The following is a 19828-nucleotide window of genomic DNA, read 5'->3' on the forward strand; positions in this document are numbered from 1 at the left end:
CTTAATCGCTTGAACGGGTGGCCTGGCGGGCCAGATAGGTAAACACATGATCCATATCGGGCTGGTGGAAACGCTGTTTCAGTTCATCGGGTGTACCGAGGGCACTGATCTTGCCATCCACCATGATGGAGATACGGTCGCAATACTCAGCCTCGTCCATATAGTGTGTGGTTACAAAAACGGTGATGCCGCGACGGGCCGCGTCGTAGATGAGCTGCCAGAACTGGCGACGGGTGGCGGGATCGACACCGCCCGTGGGTTCATCGAGGAACACCACGCCTGGGTCGTGGAATATCGAGACGGAGAAGGCCAGCTTCTGCTTCCAACCCAGGGGCAACGAGCCCACTAAGTCGTCGCGATGGTCCTCAAACTTCAACTGGCGCAGTAGCTCGTCCATCTTGCGCCTCACCTCGTCGGACTTCATGCCGTAGATGCCAGCAAAGAGACGGATATTCTCAGCCACGGTGAGGTCTTCGTAGAGCGAGAACCGCTGCGACATATAACCTATGTGCTTCTTGATTTGTTCATATTCCGTGCGGATGTCGAAGCCAACGACCTTACCCGTTCCACTGGTAGGCTGACTCAGGCCTGTCAGCATGTGCATGGCCGTCGTCTTGCCAGCACCGTTGGCACCCAGGAATCCGAATATCTCGCCCTTCTTAACGCTGAACGAGATGTCGTCGACGGCATGGAACGAGCCAAAGGCTTTGACCAGATGCTCTACTTCGATGATGTTATCGTCTTTTACTTCCATGCCATTTTCGTGCTCAATGCCTGGCGGGTTGAAGATACCGGCAAACCGGGTGAGGATCGCATCGGGAGTGCCAATGCCGCGCACCTTCCCCTGATCCAGGAAAGCGACGCGCTCGCAACAGCGCACCTCATCGAGATAAGGTGTTGAAGCCACAATGGTGATGCCGCGTTCCTTCAACATCAGCAGCATCTCCCACAACTCCTTGCGGCTCACGGGATCAACACCCGTGGTGGGTTCGTCGAGGAAGAGGACACTGGGCTGGTGTACCAACGCGCACGAGAGCGCCAGTTTCTGCTTCATGCCCCCCGAGAGGGCACCTGCCTTACGGTCTTTGAAGCGCTCTATCTGCGAATAGATAGCCTTGATGGAGTCGTAACCCTCATCAACGGTGGTGCCGAAAAGGGTGGCAAAGAAGTTCAGGTTCTCCTCGATGGTGAGATCCTGATAGAGCGAGAACTTACCGGGCATATAGCCCACCCTACTACGCACCTCATACATCTGCTTGACCACATCGTAGCCCTCAACCGCCGCCGTGCCTGCATCAGGCAGCAACAGCGAACAGAGGATGCGGAACATCGATGTCTTACCGGCACCATCGGGACCAATCAGTCCGAAGACCTCGCCCTTGCCGACAGAGAACGACACATCGCTGAGTGCCTGCACCTGGCCGTACGATTTACTGATATTCTTTACCTCTATTGCGTTCATAGCTTCAGTCCGCCGTACATGCCAATCTTCACGAATCCATCATTTTTGATAGCCACCTTGATGGCATACACCAGGTCGGCACGCTCATCATCGGTGAGGATGGTCTTGGGTGTAAACTCAGAGCGAGAAGATATCCAACTGATAGTGCCAGCATACTCCTTACGCTGTCCATCGCCGTAGTCGGCAAAGACCTTTACCTGCTGTCCTGTCTTCATGTGCTGCAACTGAACGGAAGTAACGTAGGCACGTAGGTACATCGACTCGGTATCGGCCATCTTAAACAGCGGTTTACCCACACTCACGAACTCCCCTCGCTCCACATATTTCTCGAGTACGGTTCCCTTGGCAGGTGTCATGATGTGGCACTTGCGTAGCATATCCTGCAACTGTGCTTTCTGAACCTCGGCAGCAGCCGTCTGCTTGTCGAGGGTCTGTGTGCTGGTGCTCAGCGATGATATCTGCGCAGCCAACTGCTTCTGCAGCACCTTCACCTGACTCGTGGCATCGTCGAGCATCTTCGAGGGGGCCGCCCCGTCGGCTACCAGTTCGCGGTAGCGCTGCTCGTCTTGCTGAGCCTTAGTCAACTGCTGGCGTGTGGCCGCTATCTGCCGTTCCATATCAGGTTTCTGACTCTGATACACGGCCTTCGTAGCATCCATCTGCTGAATCTTCAGCCAGGTCTGCATGGTGTCAATAAGTCCCACTTGGCGAGCTGCCTCAATCAGGTCGCCCTCGTTCACATCGAACGACAGCAATGCCCCGCTCTGTTCGGCAAACACGGTTGTCTCGGTAGCCTCGAACGTACCCGTTGCATCGTAGTCCTTCTCATGTCCTCTGCAGGCTGCCATCATCAGCGCCACACCTGCCAATACATATATCTTTTTCATATGCTTAATGATTTGTCGTGTATTTGTTGTCGTATATCTCTTTCAGCATCTCAATCTCGTGTACCGACTGCCTGACACAGGCCGCATGCTCCTGATTGATCTCGCGCACCAGGTCGTTCACGTCGATGATGCCGTGCGCCAGTTTCGATTCTGCCGCTTTTCTCACAGCCTGTCGCAGCGAGATAATCTCTCCGTCGTGAGCCATCAGTGTCTGGTAGCGCTCTATGTTCTCTTGCTGCTGAATCTGCTCCAGATGGTTATTGAAAAGGAACACCTCACGGCTGTTCTCCGTCATATCGCGCTGCAACAGCAGTTTCGCTTTGTCGTTCTTGCGGGTATAGAGGGCACCGATATTCCATGTGACCCGTGCGCCGATGATGCCGTTCAGGCTCCATCTGTGGCGCATCATGTCCTCAAACATATTCAAGCCCGGATAACCATAGAAGCCCTGTGCAAACACACCTATCTTCGGCATCAGCGCGGCGTCGAGTGCCTTCTCCTGAGCATTCAGCACACCGATCCGTGCATCCAGCGCCTTCAGTTCTGGTCTGCGGTTTTCTGTTGTCAGCCTTTTGTCATCAGCCTTCACTTGTGGTTTCTGTATGCTGTTGATCTCGATACCGCAAAAGGTGCTCAGCATGCGCTGTAGCATCTGCTTCTGCGACGCCAGTTCGGTGGCCTTCTGCACTGCGTTGAGTCGCTCTGCCTTCACATTCTGCAGGTCGCTCTCGGCAGCCGTCCCTCGTTTGGTCATCGATTCCAGCTTACGCTCGTTGCCTGCCAGCAAGGTCTGCAGGTCGTTGTTCAGCTTGATCTGCTCGTCAATCAGCAACAGCCCAAAATACATCTCGTTCACACGCCTGCGGACATTATAGATATTGACTTCGTTCTGCGCTGCCTCCACCTTGCCCTGCTCGCGGGCTATACGCTGCTGACTGCCTATGACGCCACCGTCATAGATGGTCTGCTGCACATCGATGCCCACTCGGTACTGATCCTTCGTCAGACCCTTCATATCGATGCCCATACCACTCATCATCGTCTTCATCTCATCGGGCCACGCCGTCACATCACTCTGATACGTGGCTTGTGCTGATGCTGACACTTGCGGTAGCCATCCCTTCTGGATATTGGCCACCGTCAACTGTGTGGTCTTCTCGATAAGTCCATACTGACGAATCAGCGGATAATTCTTTTCAGCTGCCTGCTGACACTCTTCCAACGTCTGGCCCAGTACCAGCATTGGCAGCATCGTCAAACCTAAAACCAATTTCTTCATATCTTTTTGTCGTTGAATTCTGGGAGCAAAAGTACGATATTTTTTCCATCGTGGCGTTATCCGTAGGGATGGAAAGATGTTCTTTTTGTTCGATTTACACTGAAACGGAGCACTTTTTCGCAGGAAATGATTATCTTTGAAGACTACGTTCGAAGATACTCACGCTCGGAAAAACTTAAATAAAATTTGATTTTTCGCTCGCTTATTCGTATCTTTGCCAACAAAAAAGGACAGATTATGAACAGACAACCGCAACTGATGGACATCACACGGATGCGCGACATCCTCACACCACACCTCTCGCAAATTTGCGAGCATGTATTCATGAATAGCGAACTGGGAATGGTTCGCGGCGACCACACGGTGTTCAGTCTGCTGATGCGCCAAAAGCCACCTTTCACGATCAATGATCACCGCTTAGGCATCATCATGAGCGGCGAGGCCGAGATCAACTTCAACCTGCAAGACCGCCATCTCACGAGCGGCACCCTCGTCTATATCGGTCCGGGCACCATCATCCACCCCAAACATCTTTCGTCAGACCTCCGCGTCTTCGGAATAGGTCTCTTTTCTAATTTCCCCATGCCCTTTGCGGAGGGACAGATGCCGTCAGCCTTCAACGGTCAGGTGCACAACTTCCTGTTGCCTGCCAGCGAAGAGGATATCGCTACTGCCCAACATATTCTGGACACCATCTGGCAAATGGTTCATGCCTCCAACGACTATCACCGTCCTACCGTCACAGCACTTGTGGCAGCTCAGATGCACCACTACAACCACCTGTTCCATCAGCAAGCCGACCAACTGGCCAGCAGTCGTTCGCGCGAGCAGACCATCTTCGACCGTTTCCTCCAACTGGTTACCCAGCACTGTGCCGAGCATCACCAGATTGGCTACTATGCCGAGCGTATGTGCCTCACCGAGCGCTACCTGAGCACCGTCATCCGCAAAACCAGCGGCACTACCGCCAAAGACTGGATAGACCGTGCTCTCATCACCCGCATCAAAATAGAACTGCGCCACACTGACAAGTCGGCGGCGCAGATAGCCGAGGAGATGCACTTTGCCAATCCCTCGTTCTTCTCCAAATACTTCCGTCGCCTCACTGGCGTGACCCCCGGCGAGTATAAGTCTATCAGTTGAAATTGAGTTTAGAAAGTGTGACTCCTGTGGGCTCTACGTTATAAAAAAGCTGCTCGCATGAGTGCTGTTTATCGCACAGAGAGTAAAAGATTGTTGGAAATACGGCCATATCGTACAGATTCCGAGAATTATTCAGTACCTTTGCACTCAAAATTCAAAACGATATGAAAGTAAAGATACAGACAATGCTGGGCGATATCGTGGTTCGCCTGTATGACGAGACTCCCATCCACCGTGACAACTTCGTGAAACTGGTGAGAGATGGCTACTATGATGGTACACTGTTCCACCGCGTGATTAAGGATTTCATGATCCAGGGGGGTGATCCTGATTCCAAAGGCGCGCCTGCCGGCAAGATGCTGGGTGTCGGCGGTCCAAGCTATACGCTGGAAGCCGAAATCAAGGACGGTCTTTTCCATAAACGTGGTGCCTTGGCAGCCGCTCGTCAGGGCGACGAGGTGAATCCCGAGCGTCGTAGCAGCGGCTCACAGTTCTATATCGTCTGGGGACAGGTGTACAACGAAGGTCAGCTCCGTCAGTTCTCCAAGCAGCTGAAGATGCAGAAGATCCAGTCGGCCTTCAATCAACTGGCCGCTCAACACCGCGACGAAATCATGCAGATGCGCCGCGAACGAAACCGTGCCGGTCTTCAGGAGTTGCAGGATAAACTCGCAGCCGAAGCGGAAGCGCAGGTCACTGGTGAGGGCCTGACAGAGGAGCAGCACACGATTTATTCGACCATTGGGGGAACCCCACATCTCGATGGTCAATACACCGTGTTCGGAGAAGTGGAGGAAGGTCTTCATGTCGTGGAAATGATCCAGGGTTCTGCTACCGGACGTGGTGACAGACCCGTTGATGACATTGAGATGAAGATGTCGATCATTGATTGAATCATCTTGGGTACTTATTGATGATGAGTAGCATCGTCATTGCCATATTCCTACTGAGTATCGGAGCCAGTTTCGTGCAGCGCACAACTGGTTTCGGCTTCGGTATCTTCATCATGACGATGCTGCCGTTCTTCCTGCCAACATACGGCGAGGCCACAACACTCTCAGGACTTCTTGCCATCACAACATCGGCAGTCATCGTCTGGCGGTTGCGTGAGTATGTCACCTGGCTGCGGCTCTGGCCGATACTGCTGACTTTCATGGTTGTCTCGACGATAGCTATCTTTGCCTTGACGCGCATCGATGACCACATCCTGAGACTAATCCTCGGCATGGCGCTCATTATCATCAGCATCTATTTCGCTGTATTCAGCCAACGAATCAAACTACCGACAACTAAGCATGTACAAGTCGGAGCAGGAACGCTGAGTGGACTGATGGGGGGCTTCTTTGGGATGCAAGGTCCTCCCGCCGTACTGTATTTCATCCAGTCGGAGCCGACAAAGGAGCACTATATGGCGATGGCACAGACCTATTTCCTCATAGGAAATGTGATGATGACCTTCGTGCGAGCCTACAACGGTTTCCTAACTACGACAGTCCTGACGGATTATCTATTCGGCCTTGGTGGCGTCATCATTGGCACCTGTTTGGGTGCCTTTGTGTTCAAGCACATCCCCAACCGTTCCTTCCGCTACATCGTCTATGCCTATATCGCTATAAGCGGCGTGATCATACTGCTATCGTCATGACACAACTGATGATCTCCAAATAAAAAAGGCTTGCAACTGAGTGTTACAAGCCTTTTTGTTGGGTGCCCGGTGGGACTCGAACCCACGACATTCAGAACCACAATCTGACGCTCTAACCAACTGAACTACGGGCACCATCTTCTCTATTTCAGAGATGCTCCTTTTCAAAAGCGAGTGCAAAGGTACGGGAATTATTCGAGATAACCAAACAATTCCCGTACTTTTTTCACTTTTTCTTTATTTTGCAGGCTGAGCAGGAGCTGCAGGTGCCTCTGCGGCAGGAGCTTCTGCTGGAGTCGTAGCGCTCTTCTGCTGACTAGCACCGAAGCCCGGCAGATTGTTTGGGTTGGTGGCAGGAACCTCATAGTTCTCCATCACCGACGACTCGTTGGAGGCCTGGGGTGCCACATAGGCACAGAAGACGCTGAGTACCACCATGGCAGCTGCGAGGCCCCATGTGGTCTTCTCAATGAAGTCGGTGGTCTTGCGAACACCACCAATCTGGTTGTAGCCAGAGAACTGAGAAGCCAGACCGCCTCCCTTTGACTCCTGAATGAGCACAATGCCAACCATCAGCAGGGCTGCGATCACGATAAGAATTACTAGTAATGTGTACATCTTTTTTACTCTTTATTTATTATTATTATTTATAATCAATTTCTCTAGGAAACGAATTTGGTCTGCAAAGTAAGCATTTTTTTTCGGAAATTGCAAACTTAATCGCTGAATAATTTCTAAAGCCCTCGAATATCTGCCTTGTTTGATGTAAATTCGGGCCAATGTCTCGGTAAAATACTCTTCTTCAACACCATCGGACGTGTTTTCCTCTTCTACCGAGGGGCGTGGCGACGATGTGGGCTCATCGCTGAGCACGAAGCGACCTTTGTCACTTTTTATGAATGTATCGATAAGGTTCTGACCTCGCATCTGGGGCACCTCTTCGGGCTTGTCGTCATCCTCGGTCTCGAGGAGATAAGCCACATAGTCGACAGCCGCATCGGCGGGCGTCGGCTTGCGCTTCTTCTCTTTGTGCTCTTCCTGCGGAATAGAGTCGAGGAAGTTGTCAATGAGCGAGAGGGTGCGGCTCTCAGGTTGGGCAGCCGACGGACGATGGCTCGTGTCGGCAGGTTTATGAGCAGCAGGGCGCAGACGGTAGTGGGCGGCCTCGATCATATCGAAGAGCACCCGACGGTCGGTGATATAGACGGCGGCGCGCCGCAGCTCCTCGTCGAACGACGGGTCGTGGAGCAGATACAGGTTCTGGAGCATGAGCAGACGGGCGGTCTGCCAACAAGGATAGAGGGCCAACAGGGAGCGCAACTCGTACAAAGTGTCGCGGTCCAGACGCTCGGGGTGTTGTATCAACTCTACGATTCTTTCCATCTCTCCTTACCAGTTGGCCACTGTTGCATTGAATATTTGACTGCAGATATCCTTGACCATCTGCGTGACGAGTTCCTCCTGCACGGAGTTCAGCGACTGCGTAGAGGGGAAACTAGCGCGGGCGGTGAACTGCTGCTCGAAGTCTTCATTGTGGTTCGTATTGTTAGTGAACCTGACATTGACGGTCATCGAGAGCTCCGTCATGGCCGAGTAGCCGTCACTGGATACCGCCTTGTTGGGCTGTTCGTAGCGGGTGATCTCGCCCTCGATCTTCAGGTCGCCATTACGCTTCACCTGCTGCAGACGGGTACGCTTGCCAAAGAGGTCCTTCAGTTCATTGTTGAAGATAGGTCCCATCGGTCCCCACACGTAGCTGGAGCGAATCGGGAAGTCGGCTATCTGTATCGTCTTGGTCTTCGAGTAGTCGATGCTGGCGCCATTGAACTTATAGCTGACGGAGCAGGCCGTAAGGAGCATGGCCAGGCATACGACGCCTACCTTCGCCCAACGACTGACGATGCTTGTATGGGATATCTTATTTGTCCAGATCATATTGTTTCAGTCTGCGATAAAGGGTACGGTCGCTGATGCCCAACTCCTGGGCGGCGCGCTTGCGGTTGCCGTGGTTACGCTCCAGGGCTTTCTCAAGCATCTGCTTGCCCAGATCGTTCAGGTTCAGGCTCTCAAGCTCTTTCTCGGGCTCTACATATTCCTCGGCAAAGGCATCTTCCATCGGCGTGGCCATGGGTTGGATGGGCTGAAGGGGTGCCAGTTGGGTGGAGCCTGAGGCCGTGGTGATAGCTGCCCCACTCTGCGCCTCGTCGAGACGTTTCTTCAACTGTCCCATCTCATGACGCATCTCGTTGACGTTACCACGCAACTCGAACAGGATCTTATAGAGGATCTCACGTTCATTCTCGAAGCTATGGTCGCCCTCACGGTGGATGGTGGCCAACTGTGTGGTCTCCTGATCCTGCGGGATAAAGCGTCTGAGGATGGCGGCCGTGATGGTACGCTCTGGCGAGAGGATGGATATCTGCTCGGTGATATTCTTCAGCTGGCGCACGTTGCCCGGCCATTTGTATCGCAGCAGGATCTGCTTCGCCTCGTCGTCGAGCACCACACGTTCCATCTTGTACTTCTCGGCCATCTGCATGGCAAACAGACGGAAGAGCAGGATGATATCCTCGCCACGCTCACGGAGGGGCGGCATCTGGATGGGGATGGAGTTAAGACGATAGTAGAGGTCTTCGCGGAAACGGCCTTCGCTGATGGCCTGACGAATGTTCACATTGGTGGCGGCCACGATGCGGACATCGGTCTTGCGCACCTCGGTGGCTCCCACGGGGATATACTCGCCAGTCTCCAGCACACGGAGCAGACGGGCCTGTGTGGCCAAAGGCAGCTCACCCACCTCGTCGAGGAAGAGTGTGCCCTTATTGGCTACGCCGAAATAGCCTGGGGAGTCGTTGATGGCACCTGTGAACGAGCCCTTCACATGGCCGAACAACTCGGAATCAATCGTGCCTTCGGGGATGGAGCCACAGTTGATGGCGAAATACTTCTCGCGCCGACGCGGAGAGTTGTCATGGATCACTCGCGGAACGATCTCCTTACCCACACCACTCTCACCGGCTATGAGCACGCTGAGATCGGTCGGTGCCACCTGTAAGGCGACATCCAGCACATGATTCAAGGCCTCGCAGTTGCCCACGATATTGTACCGCTGTTTGATTCCTTGTAATTCTGAAGTCTTCATCTAGCTGACAAAATTACATATTTTTTCCGAGACTACTGCAATAATGGCAGATTTTTAACGCAAAATCACTTTTCTTTCTTATCAAACTTGATAAGCAGCAATCCGATGGCCGTCCATATCAGTTCTCTCACACGTACGATGAGTGCCACGAATATACCCGAACGGGCGGTCATACCCAGGCCACCGGTCGACATCAGGAAACCGCCCTCACGTCCACCCAGTTGCAGGGGCATGAAGAAGAAGATATTGGCAAACAAGGTGGTAAAGGCATAGACCAGGATACAGTCAATAAAATTGACATATGGCAGGATGACCAGCAAAATAAAGAAAATCTCCAAGGCCGAAGCAATGCGCACGGACAACTCGAGCAAGACCGCAGCAACGAACGTACGCGGATTCTGGTTGTGCAGGGCGGCTATCTGCCCATCCACCGTGGCCAGCTTCTCTTGGTTACGCTCGAAGAAGGGCTGCGCCCAGCGTCGTATCATCGGGAAATGGCGCAGGATATTCATACCCGTCATGGCAATACCTTTCTTATATCCTCTGGTAAAAAACCAGACAGCAAGGATGCAGAATCCCACAACCAGCGTCAGGACGACGGTCATAAACGGAGTCATCGGCTGGGTGGTCACATAAAGCAGCGAGGCCAGTAGCCACAGCCAGAAATGACTGTAGATATGAGTCATCACGTAGAGGATGACTGACGAGGAGGCGCGCTGTGTACCTATCTTCGGCGAAAGCGACATGATACGATAAGGCTCACCACCCATCAGTCCGCCTGGCGTGGCGTAGTTGAGTGCAAAGCCAGAGACCGTGATCTTGTATAGCCACCAGAAGCCTATATGATGCCTTCGGCACACGTGCTGCTCGTTGCCTATACTGTCGATGATGAGATACCAGGAATAGGTATTGGCGATATAGAGAATACCCCAGAGGAGGATGACAGCCAGGAACCAGTAGCCTGCATGATTCACCCCTTCCCACACCTGACGGAAGTCGAGCTGCGTCACCATGACGATCAGCACGACCAGACCAAAGGCGAAGAAAGCATTCTGATATCTCTTTTTCATTCCTTAGGAGCGTCGTCGGCAGATGCCGGCGCTTTCTTAGGCAGTTCCTTGCTCTTCACGGCGAAACGGGCCTTGTCGCCATCCTCGCGCTTCTCGTGATAGAGCTTCGGCAGCGGATTGGCAAGGGGCTCATCGTAGTCGACTCTATGACGGAACATGTCGACGGCCATATAGATAGCATGACGCATGGAACTGGCATCGGCGACACCCTTACCAGCGATATCGAAAGCGGGACCGTGATCGGGTGTGGTACAGATGGCGGTGATGCCAGCCTTGAGCTTCACGCCATACTCGTGGGCCAGTGTCTTGAACGGAACGATGCCCTGATCGTCATACATGGCCAGCACACCGTCGAAGCTATGATACAGTCCTTCACCGAAGAACTCATCGGCCAGGAAGGGTCCGAAGGCCTGGATACCTTCATTCTCCATACCCTCGACGGCGGGAGCGATAACGGTCTGCTCCTCGTTGCCGGGCTGTGGATTCAGGGCCAGTACGGCGATACGGGGATTAGAGATGCGGAAGTCGCGCTTCAGACTTGTATGGAAGAGGCGGCCCTTGTCCATAATCTTCTCTGTGGTAATGGCCTGGGCAACCTCCTTGATGGGCAGACGACTGGTAACAAGACCGATACGTACGGCATCGCCCACCATCATCGTCAGCGGTTTGTCTTCCTTCTGGGGCGAAGTGGCCGACTTGACGGGTCCCAGCACAAGCACGTCGTAGAGCCCTTTCTGCAGGTCTTCCTTGGCGCGGGCCATCGCCTTACGGGCGGCATCGGCCGACTCTTCCGTAGACTGTCCCAGATCAACCTTCACCTCCTCGTCGAAGGTAGCCAGCATGTTCAGTCTGTTCTCATGAGCCTCATCGGCACTATTGATGATCGAGAACGGCACCTCCAGATTAAGCGCCTTACGATGGTAGGCTGCCACCTTGGGTGAGCCATAGACGATCGGGGTGCATAACTCCAGCATCATGGGGTCTTCAAAGGCCTTGAGAATTACCTCATAGCCAATGCCGTTTGTATCTCCATGCGTGATTGCCACGCGAATCTTTCTATCTTCCATTTATCTTGTATGTTTTTATATTTCGTGATTTTTCTTCGCCGTAGAGAGCAGACCGCAGGCCGCGAAGATATCCTGTCCCCTACTCGCGCGGATGGTTGTGAACACCCCGTGGTTGGTCAGGTAGTCGCGCAGGGCCTCCATACGCTTCTCATCGGCACCAGGCAAGTCGACACCCGGAATCTCATGGAAGCGGATGAGGTTGACACGGCACTCCAGCCCCTCCAAGAGCTTCACGATCTCCCGTGCGTGCATCGTCGTATCGTTCAGTCCGCCAAAGCAGATATACTCGAACGAACAACGGCGCTGATGGGTGAAGTCATACTGCTTCAGCAATGCCACGACCTCGGTGATAGACATCTGACGCTCGGCAGGCATCAGCTGACGGCGCTGCTCTACCAACGGAGAATGCATTGAGATGGCCACGTGACAGTCGCTCTCGTCGAGAAAGCGCTTCAGCTTACCCTTCACACCCACACTGCTCACGGTGATGCGCTTCGGACTCCACGCATAACCGTCGGCCGAGGTCAGAATCTGGGTGGCCTTCAGCACGGCGTCGAGGTTATCCATCGGCTCACCCTGTCCCATGAACACGACGTTCGTCAGTGTCTCACGCTCAGGAAGGGCATAGATCTGGTTCAGGATATCACCTGTCGACAGACTGCCCTCGAAGCCCTGCTTGCCTGTCTGACAGAACAAACAGTTCATCTTACAGCCCACCTGACAACTCACGCAGAGGGTGGCACGATCGCCATCGGGGATATATACCGACTCGACATACAGGGTTGGCGTTTCCGCATCATCCCCCTGTTCTGAGCATCTCACAGGAAACAGATACTTTACAGTACCGTCGACAGAACGCTGACTATCGATCGGCGACATCGCTCCAACGACAAACTGCTCTTTCAGCCGTTCACGGTTCACCTTTGAGATGTTCGTCATCTCGTCAATGCTCCGCACATGCTGCTGATAGAGCCATTTGACAATCTGACCCGCTGTGAACTGGGGCATGCCCAACGCCTTCACAGCCGTCTTCAGCTCGTCGGATGTCATCCCGAGCAGAACCTTCTTTTTCCCGTTATTCTCCATTTTGCGGACAAAGTTACGAAAAAACGAGCGCAGAACAAAATAAGTTCACTTATTTTTTATATATTTGCAGACGAAACGCCTCATATTGGGCGAAGAGAAACAAAATATTGTGGAATATGAACAGCATGACGAAGACCGCGCCATGTATGGCGATCATCTTGGACTGTCTTCTATTAAGGATAGTTGGAATTTGGCAATCAGCGATTACCAAATTAGAAGATTGGTCAACATCCACTGATTGGCTATTCAACAAGTTGAATAATATTAATCTGTAATTTCGCATAATCTATGAGACATCTACCAACGAACAACTATCATTGTAAAGAAACCTGTAAAAGTGACAAGCCTTTCAAAAAAGCAGCTCGTTTAAAACAATCACTGTTCAGAGAAGAATATTTAAAAGTTGGCTTTGATCCGTCTAATCGTTTTGGCAAGTACGGAGCATTCCTTTTGCCTGAAGATGCTGATGCGGGTCTGAACTTCTATGAAGGATTCAGATCTGACATTTTGCATCTGATAAGAAAAAGATATCCCAAACTAACAACAGCACAACATGCAGGTCTTTATGCAAATATGCTCAGGAGTGAACATATTCCTTGGAATGTCTTTGTTCCCATGAAAGCAGATCTTCAAGCCGCGACTAAGGTTTTCAACGACATCATAGGAGAACCTCTTATTGACGTCATTACAGACATCCGTATAGAATGGGCTCCCGAGAAAACAAAATGTCTTAATGACAACACTTCGTTTGACGCATATATAGAGTTTCTGCACGACGGGCAACTTGGAGGCATAGGTATAGAAGTAAAATATACAGAAGAGGGCTACCATTTTGGCGAGAAAGAAAAGCGCGAGGTTATGGACGAAAAATCCCAATACGCAATAATTACACGCAGTTGTGGTCTATACAAAGAAGAAATTGCCAGCAAACCAATTCGTGAGACAAGCCTTTGCTTAAATGAATTCAGACAGATATGGAGAAATCATATCTTAGGCGAATCAATGGTTATGAACAAGATGGTGGAAAGATTTTACAGCGTTACTCTCTATCCATGCGGAAACCCACACTTTACTAAGGCTTTACCAAAGTACAGGGAATTCTTAACTGATTATGGACTCTCAACATTTAAGTTTATCACTTTCGAGTCGTTGTTTGATTTATTGAAGGTTCATTACCCAAAAGAATCACAATTTCAGAACTGGATTAAGTATCTTCAAACTCGTTACCCTTTTTAAGTACATCGATCACTTCAAAGTTATTCACACTCGAAAAGTCTCAAATATTTTTGGTTTTCTCGGGAAATATTACGAAATTTGCGCTGTATTACAAATGATCCAAGATAACCATGAGAGAGAAAATCGATTGTTTTCTGCCTTACGAAGACCTTCAATCGACAGCCGAGATTACGGCGCAGCTAAGAGGAAGTAAGACAGTACAACATATATTCCTACTTGTAACACAGGCCCTTGACACGGAGGTGATGGCATCCTTCCCGGGCTGTCAGCAGATTACAGTAGACAATCTCACCAGCAGCAACACGCTGATGAGCATCGCAGAGAATGCGAAGGCTGATTATGCCCTGCTTCAGACGAAATCCACCCGACTGACCATCGGCGACAGAGCCATGGAGCGTATGCTTCGTGTGGCTTCCGACGCTGATGCCGCGATGGTCTATGCCGACCATTACGACAGCATCGGCGGGGAACGGAAAGACCACCCTGTCATCGACTATCAACTGGGTAGTATCCGCGATGATTTTGATTTCGGTGCCATCCGACTTGTCAAGACATCGCTGCTTCACACCTTCGCCATGCAGGCAGGAGAGCACGACTATCGACATGCGGGGCTCTATGCCCTGCGACTCTTCCTCAGTCGCAGCGGAACGATCTTCCACATCAACGAGAAACTCTATACCGAGGAGGAGACAGACACGAGAGCCTCGGGCGTGAAACAGTTTGATTATGTGAACCCACGCAACCGTGAGGTGCAGATAGAGATGGAGCATGCCGCCACAGCCCATCTGGCAGAGATAGGCGCAAAGATCGACCCGTCGTTCTACCGTCGTCCAGACTTCAACGAACAGGAATTCGACGTAGAGGCATCCGTCATCATCCCCGTATACAACAGGGAGAAGACCATCTGCGACGCCGTGACGAGTGCCCTCAGTCAGAAAGCGAACTTCAAGTTCAATGTCATCGTCGTCGATAACCATTCCACGGACCGTACCACGGAACTGCTACGAGGCTTCCACGACGAACGACTGATCCATATCATACCCAAGCGCACTGACCTCGGCATCGGAGGCTGCTGGAATACTGCCATCAACGATGACCGCTGCGGACGGTTTGCCATACAGCTCGACTCTGATGATCTCTACTCGTCACCTAAGACGCTCCAGCAAGTGGTGGACACCTTCCACCGCCAACATGCGGCGATGGTCATTGGCTCATACCGTATGTGCGACTTCGAGTTGAACACTTTGCCCCCAGGGCTCATCGACCATCAGGAATGGACTGACGAGAACGGACCGAACAATGCGCTGCGCATCAACGGACTGGGTGCTCCCAGAGCCTTCTTCACACCACTGTTACGACAAATCGGATTCCCTAACACGTCGTACGGTGAGGACTATGCGCTGGGACTCATCTTCTCCCGTCATTACCGTATCGGACGAATCTTCTCGGAGCTGTACCTCTGTCGGCGCTGGGGAGGCAACAGCGATGCGGCGCTCTCTATCGAACGGATCAACGCGAACAACCTATACAAAGATCGACTGCGTACGTTAGAGATTATGGCCCGTCAGCAGATGCTACAGGGCAAACAGGAACTGATGGACGACTCTCCACTGCAACGGTTCTTCAGTCGGCAGTTGGAGAAATGGACCGATGCCCGTAACCGTTACCTCGACCTGCGTAACGTCAGGACGCGTGAGTTGGCGGTGGGTGCCTCTTCCATCCAGGTGCAGTGGAATCCTGCCCGTATGGTCTCCACGGGAGCCAAGATTGACAAACAGGCCCTTGCCGAGCGACCCTGTTTCCTCTGTGAGCAGAACCGTCCGAAGGAGCAGGTGAAGAAATCCGTCAACGCACAATACGACCTACTCGTCAACCCCTTCCCCATCCTACCAGTTCACTTCACGATTCCCTCTGTGAAGCATGAGCCGCAACTGATCCGTGAGAGGTATGGCGAGATACACAAGCTGCTCGACGAGTATCCTGAGCTGATGGTCTTCTACAACGGTCCCAAGTGCGGAGCCTCAGCTCCCGACCATGCCCACTTCCAGGCTGGCTCCAGTGGTCTCCTGCCGCTGCAGACGGCTTGGCGACGACTTGGCAGGAACCTGACCACCATCATCAGTCTCAACGAGAATGAAGACATCTCCCTCATCGAGGAATATCCTTGTCCGGCCTTGCTCATCAGGAGTCATTCGCTCTATGGTGACGAGCAGCTCTTCCGCCGTCTTTACGAGGCACTGCCACAACGTGAGGACGAGACAGAACCGATGATGAATATCGTCAGCTGGCGGCACGACGACGAATTTCTCTCTGTGGTCTTTCCGCGTCGCAAGCACCGTCCTGACTGCTATTATGAGGAGGGGGCCAACCAGTTGGTCATCAGTCCGGGAGCCCTTGACATGGCAGGCATGATCATCACACCCAGACAGGAGGACTTTGAACGACTGACGCCAGAGAAGGCCATCGCCATTCTCCATGAGGTGTCGCTCACTCAGGAAGAGCTGCAGGATGTCATCAGTCGTCTGAAGTCGGGCACCATCAAGCTCAACCCCCACTTCCTGTCCATCAACTCCAAAGAGCCTAACGTCACCGTCGGCATCGTCAGTGGCGAGAAGATCTCTTTTGTACTGAACGACCCCTTCATTGCCAAGGGCGAGGTCATCACAGGCAGTCAGACGGTGGAGTTCCTGGAGGGTGGTATCCTCTGGCGAGGCACCCAGTATCGCGAGCTCACGTTCACGCCGCAGTCGGAGAATGCCTCTTTCTCGCTCAACGATGTGACCATTGGCGTCAACTTCCATTGGGAACGGAAAGAGACACAGGTGTTCGAGGGGACGCTCCGCATCGTGGTCGAGGCCGACAAGATCGTTGCCATCAACGAACTGCCTGTTGAGAAGTACCTCACCAGTGTCATCTCCAGTGAGATGTCGGCCACCGCATCCCCGGAGTTCCTCAAGGCCCATGCCGTCATCTCCCGTTCATGGCTGTTGGCCCAGATGGAGAAGCGTCGTCAACATGAGAACGGTAACGACAGCTTCTTCTCGTTTACCAAGAAAGACGACGAACTGATCAGATGGTACGACCGCGAGGACCACACCATCTTCGATGTCTGTGCCGATGACCACTGTCAGCGCTACCAAGGTATCACCAAGGCCTGCAATGAGCATGTTGGACAAGCCATTCAGGAGACACGTGGACAGATCCTGACCTATGGTGAAGATATCTGTGACGCGCGCTTCTCAAAATGCTGTGGCGGACAGACGGAAGAGTTCCAGTATTGCTGGGAGGACACCCCCAAGCCCTATCTTGTCTCTTTCCAGGATCCCTACTGTAATACCAACGACAAGAAGATCCTCTCACAGGTGCTCAACGACTTCGACCAGGAGACCCCACACTTCTACCGCTGGACGGTGGAGTATACGGAAGAGCAGCTCTCTGAGCTTGTATGCAGGAAACTGAAAGAAGACTTCGGCACCATCACGGATCTGATTCCTCTGGAACGAGGCAAGAGCGGACGTATCTGGAAGCTCAAGATCGTCGGCACCAAGAAGACCTTTACCATCGGAAAGGAACTGGAGATCCGCAGGACTCTCAGCGACACTCATCTGCTCAGTTCTGCCTTTGAGGTGGAGAAGATCGCCACCTCTGAGGGCAACAAGTTCATTCTCCATGGCAAGGGATGGGGACATGGTGTCGGACTCTGTCAGATCGGTGCTGCCGTCATGGGTGAGCAGGGTAAGACCTACGATGAGATCCTGCTCTTCTACTACCGTGGTGCCCAGATACAGAAGATCTACGAGTAATCATTAGTATCAACGACCATTTATATATATGAGAAGAAACCCTTGGGCATGGGTGCCCACACTTTACTTCGCGGAAGGACTGCCTTACGTGGCCGTGATGACGATCTCACTCATCATGTACAAACGTCTGGGTTTGTCGAATGCCGACATCACGCTCTACACCTCGTGGCTCTACCTGCCATGGGTCATCAAACCGCTGTGGAGCCCTTTCATCGACATCATCAAGACCAAACGGTGGTGGATCATCAGCATGCAACTGCTCATCGGTGCTGCCCTTGGCGGTGTGGCCTTTACGATCCCAGGACCTTACTGGCTGCAAGGCTCACTGGCCTTCTTCTGGCTGATGGCCTTTTCCAGTGCCACCCATGATATTGCGGCCGACGGGTTCTATATGCTCGGTCTTAACCAGCACAGGCAGGCCTACTTTGTGGGCATCCGCAGCACATTCTACCGCATAGCGACCATCTTCGGACAAGGACTGCTTGTGATGCTGGCAGGCAACCTTGAGGTCATCACACGAAACGTGAGATATTCCTGGAGTCTGATGTTCTACGGTATGGCTGGTCTCTTCATCGCCTTCTGGATGTGGCATCACTATATCCTGCCACACCCCTCTGAGGACTCTCAGCGATATATCCAAGACCCGTCGCTCTCTCCCTCTACTTACATCCTACTGGAGTTCTGGCGCACGGTAAAGACCTTTTTCAAGAAGCCCCAAGTATTGGCAGGACTCTTTTTCATGCTCTTCTATCGCATGCCTGAAGGACTGTTGGCAAAGGTCAGTGCCCTCTTCCTCATCGACACACAAGCACAGGGCGGTCTGGGACTCTCTCCAGCTGAATACGGCTTAGTGCAAGGGACGGTCGGCGTCATCGGACTGACCCTGGGCGGTATCCTCGGTGGTATTGTTGCCAGCCGCGACGGACTGAAGCGCTGGCTCTGGCCCATGGTGATGGCCATCACCCTCCCCGACCTGGTATATGTCTATCTGGCTTATGCCTTACCCAACAGTCTCCTGATCATCAATATCTGCGTGTTTATCGAGCAGTTCGGCTACGGCTTCGGTTTCTCGGCCTATATGCTGTACCTTATTTATTATAGTCAAGGAGAGCACAAGACCGCCCACTATGCACTCTGTACGGCCTTCATGGCCCTGTCGATGATGATACCAGGACTCTATGCAGGCGCCCTGCAGGAGAGCGTCGGTTATCAGACATTCTTCCTCATCGTCATCGCCTCTTGCTCCCTAACCTATATCGCATCATCCTTTCTGGAAATCGATCCGGAATTCGGTAAAAAGAAAGAGATTAGGGAAAACCCTACCGACGAATAGGAAAAATCTCTTGACAGCATCGGAATATCTACCTATCTTTGCACTGTCAAACATTTAAAACATGACTATTATGAAGAAGATATTTTACCTACTGATGATGATTCCGGCATTCGTACTGACCAGCTGCGATACCGATGAGATGGTGGCCGACAGACTGACTGGTGCAAACTGGGAAGGTTGGCTTGGCACATACTACCAGAATATCTGGGGCGATGAGTTCCAAGATGGTGAGTTCCATACCGTATGGCGCTTCGACGCAGCTTATTATGATGCCACCTACGGCACAGGCTATGAGGTCGACTATTCCCTCACCGATCGCCGCGACTATGCCTACAGTGCTTTCAACTGGGAGGTGCGTAACGGAAATATCTATATCGATTACAGAAATCGCGACTGGAACAACGTACGCATCGACTGGGAGGACTACGATATCAGCCACAATCACTTCCGTGGTGTGATGTACGACTGGGAAGACCGTGCCTATCGCTTCGACCTGAGGAACAACACCGGATGGAACTGGGATGATTTCGACATCCATTTCAGCTTCCGTACCCGCGGGGCTGAGTCTGACTCTATCCCCGTCTATATCAGTGACGATGGTCGCAGCTACGCCTCTGGTAAGTTCGCCAAGGCTATCTTGAATAAGAAAAAGGCTTCCAAATAAGGAAGCCTTTT

At 52.3% G+C, this 19828-nt stretch carries 17 protein-coding genes and 1 tRNA gene; 7 read left to right on the forward strand and 11 right to left on the reverse strand.

Features of this window, described 5'->3' with window-relative positions; genetic code table 11:
- Window position 1: 1 nt before the first annotated feature.
- The 3 genes from BLU99_RS07075 to BLU99_RS07085 are packed head-to-tail and all read right to left on the reverse strand — an operon-like array spanning window position 2 to window position 3628.
- The gene (locus tag BLU99_RS07075) at window positions 2-1462 is read right to left on the reverse strand and encodes an ATP-binding cassette domain-containing protein (RefSeq protein WP_091900575.1); all 1461 of its coding nucleotides are present in this window, start codon (window positions 1460-1462) and stop codon (window positions 2-4) included.
- Entirely contained in the window at window positions 1459-2349 is an 891-nt protein-coding gene (locus BLU99_RS07080) for an HlyD family secretion protein (protein WP_091900578.1), read from the reverse strand. The genes BLU99_RS07075 and BLU99_RS07080 overlap by 4 nt, the downstream gene beginning before the upstream one ends.
- 4 nt (window positions 2350-2353) lie before the next feature.
- Window positions 2354-3628, reverse strand: a complete 1275-nt coding sequence (locus tag BLU99_RS07085) for a TolC family protein (protein ID WP_091900581.1) — start codon at window positions 3626-3628, stop codon at window positions 2354-2356.
- 237 nt (window positions 3629-3865) lie between these two features.
- Between BLU99_RS07085 and BLU99_RS07090 the strand changes: the two genes are divergently transcribed.
- The 3 genes from BLU99_RS07090 (at window position 3866) to BLU99_RS07100 (ending at window position 6416) form a co-directional block, all read left to right on the forward strand.
- Window positions 3866-4771: a helix-turn-helix domain-containing protein gene (locus BLU99_RS07090; protein ID WP_091900583.1), complete on the forward strand. Its 906-nt coding sequence runs from the start codon at window positions 3866-3868 to the stop codon at window positions 4769-4771.
- 164 nt (window positions 4772-4935) lie between these two features.
- Window positions 4936-5664 (forward strand): peptidylprolyl isomerase, encoded by a 729-nt coding sequence (locus tag BLU99_RS07095; protein ID WP_091900584.1) that lies wholly within the window; start codon window positions 4936-4938, stop codon window positions 5662-5664.
- Between the two features lie 20 nt (window positions 5665-5684).
- Entirely contained in the window at window positions 5685-6416 is a 732-nt protein-coding gene (locus BLU99_RS07100; RefSeq protein ID WP_091900586.1) for a sulfite exporter TauE/SafE family protein, read from the forward strand.
- A 61-nt stretch (window positions 6417-6477) separates the two neighbouring features.
- Here the strand turns inward: BLU99_RS07100 and BLU99_RS07105 are convergent.
- From BLU99_RS07105 to rlmN, 8 genes are all read right to left on the reverse strand, one after another.
- Window positions 6478-6551: transfer RNA gene (locus BLU99_RS07105), tRNA-His, on the reverse strand.
- Between the two features lie 102 nt (window positions 6552-6653).
- Window positions 6654-7034, reverse strand: coding sequence for a preprotein translocase subunit SecG (gene secG, locus BLU99_RS07110; protein ID WP_091900589.1), 381 nt, complete (start codon window positions 7032-7034; stop codon window positions 6654-6656).
- A gap of 12 nt (window positions 7035-7046) precedes the next feature.
- Window positions 7047-7799, reverse strand: coding sequence for a tetratricopeptide repeat protein (locus tag BLU99_RS07115; protein ID WP_091900591.1), 753 nt, complete (start codon window positions 7797-7799; stop codon window positions 7047-7049).
- A 6-nt stretch (window positions 7800-7805) separates the two neighbouring features.
- A complete protein-coding gene (locus BLU99_RS07120; protein ID WP_255397511.1) occupies window positions 7806-8276 on the reverse strand; it encodes an LptE family protein in 471 nt (156 codons plus the stop codon).
- 58 nt (window positions 8277-8334) lie between these two features.
- On the reverse strand, window positions 8335-9558 hold the full coding sequence (locus BLU99_RS07125) for a sigma-54-dependent transcriptional regulator (protein ID WP_091900595.1): 1224 nt from the start codon (window positions 9556-9558) through the stop codon (window positions 8335-8337).
- A gap of 65 nt (window positions 9559-9623) precedes the next feature.
- On the reverse strand, window positions 9624-10628 hold the full coding sequence (locus BLU99_RS07130) for a lysylphosphatidylglycerol synthase transmembrane domain-containing protein (protein ID WP_091900597.1): 1005 nt from the start codon (window positions 10626-10628) through the stop codon (window positions 9624-9626).
- Window positions 10625-11695, reverse strand: coding sequence for a PdxA family dehydrogenase (locus BLU99_RS07135; protein WP_091900599.1), 1071 nt, complete (start codon window positions 11693-11695; stop codon window positions 10625-10627). Before BLU99_RS07135 ends, BLU99_RS07130 begins: the two co-directional genes overlap by 4 nt.
- 15 nt (window positions 11696-11710) lie before the next feature.
- A complete protein-coding gene (gene rlmN / locus BLU99_RS07140; protein ID WP_091900601.1) occupies window positions 11711-12781 on the reverse strand; it encodes a dual-specificity RNA methyltransferase RlmN in 1071 nt (356 codons plus the stop codon).
- A 288-nt stretch (window positions 12782-13069) separates the two neighbouring features.
- Between rlmN and BLU99_RS07145 the strand changes: the two genes are divergently transcribed.
- The 4 genes from BLU99_RS07145 to BLU99_RS07160 all read left to right on the forward strand — a co-directional run bounded on the left by BLU99_RS07145 (window position 13070) and on the right by BLU99_RS07160 (window position 19817).
- Window positions 13070-14017: a PGN_0703 family putative restriction endonuclease gene (locus BLU99_RS07145; protein WP_091900603.1), complete on the forward strand. Its 948-nt coding sequence runs from the start codon at window positions 13070-13072 to the stop codon at window positions 14015-14017.
- 110 nt (window positions 14018-14127) lie between these two features.
- Complete coding sequence (locus tag BLU99_RS07150; RefSeq protein ID WP_091900604.1) at window positions 14128-17820, forward strand: DUF4922 domain-containing protein; 3693 nt, start codon at window positions 14128-14130, stop codon at window positions 17818-17820.
- A gap of 28 nt (window positions 17821-17848) precedes the next feature.
- The gene (locus BLU99_RS07155; protein ID WP_091900606.1) at window positions 17849-19153 is read left to right on the forward strand and encodes an MFS transporter; all 1305 of its coding nucleotides are present in this window, start codon (window positions 17849-17851) and stop codon (window positions 19151-19153) included.
- 70 nt (window positions 19154-19223) lie between these two features.
- Window positions 19224-19817, forward strand: coding sequence for a hypothetical protein (locus BLU99_RS07160; protein WP_091900608.1), 594 nt, complete (start codon window positions 19224-19226; stop codon window positions 19815-19817).
- The last annotated feature ends 11 nt before the right edge of the window (window positions 19818-19828 follow it).

The organism is Prevotella sp. lc2012 (assembly GCF_900107065.1).
In the GTDB taxonomy this organism is placed as follows: domain Bacteria; phylum Bacteroidota; class Bacteroidia; order Bacteroidales; family Bacteroidaceae; genus Prevotella.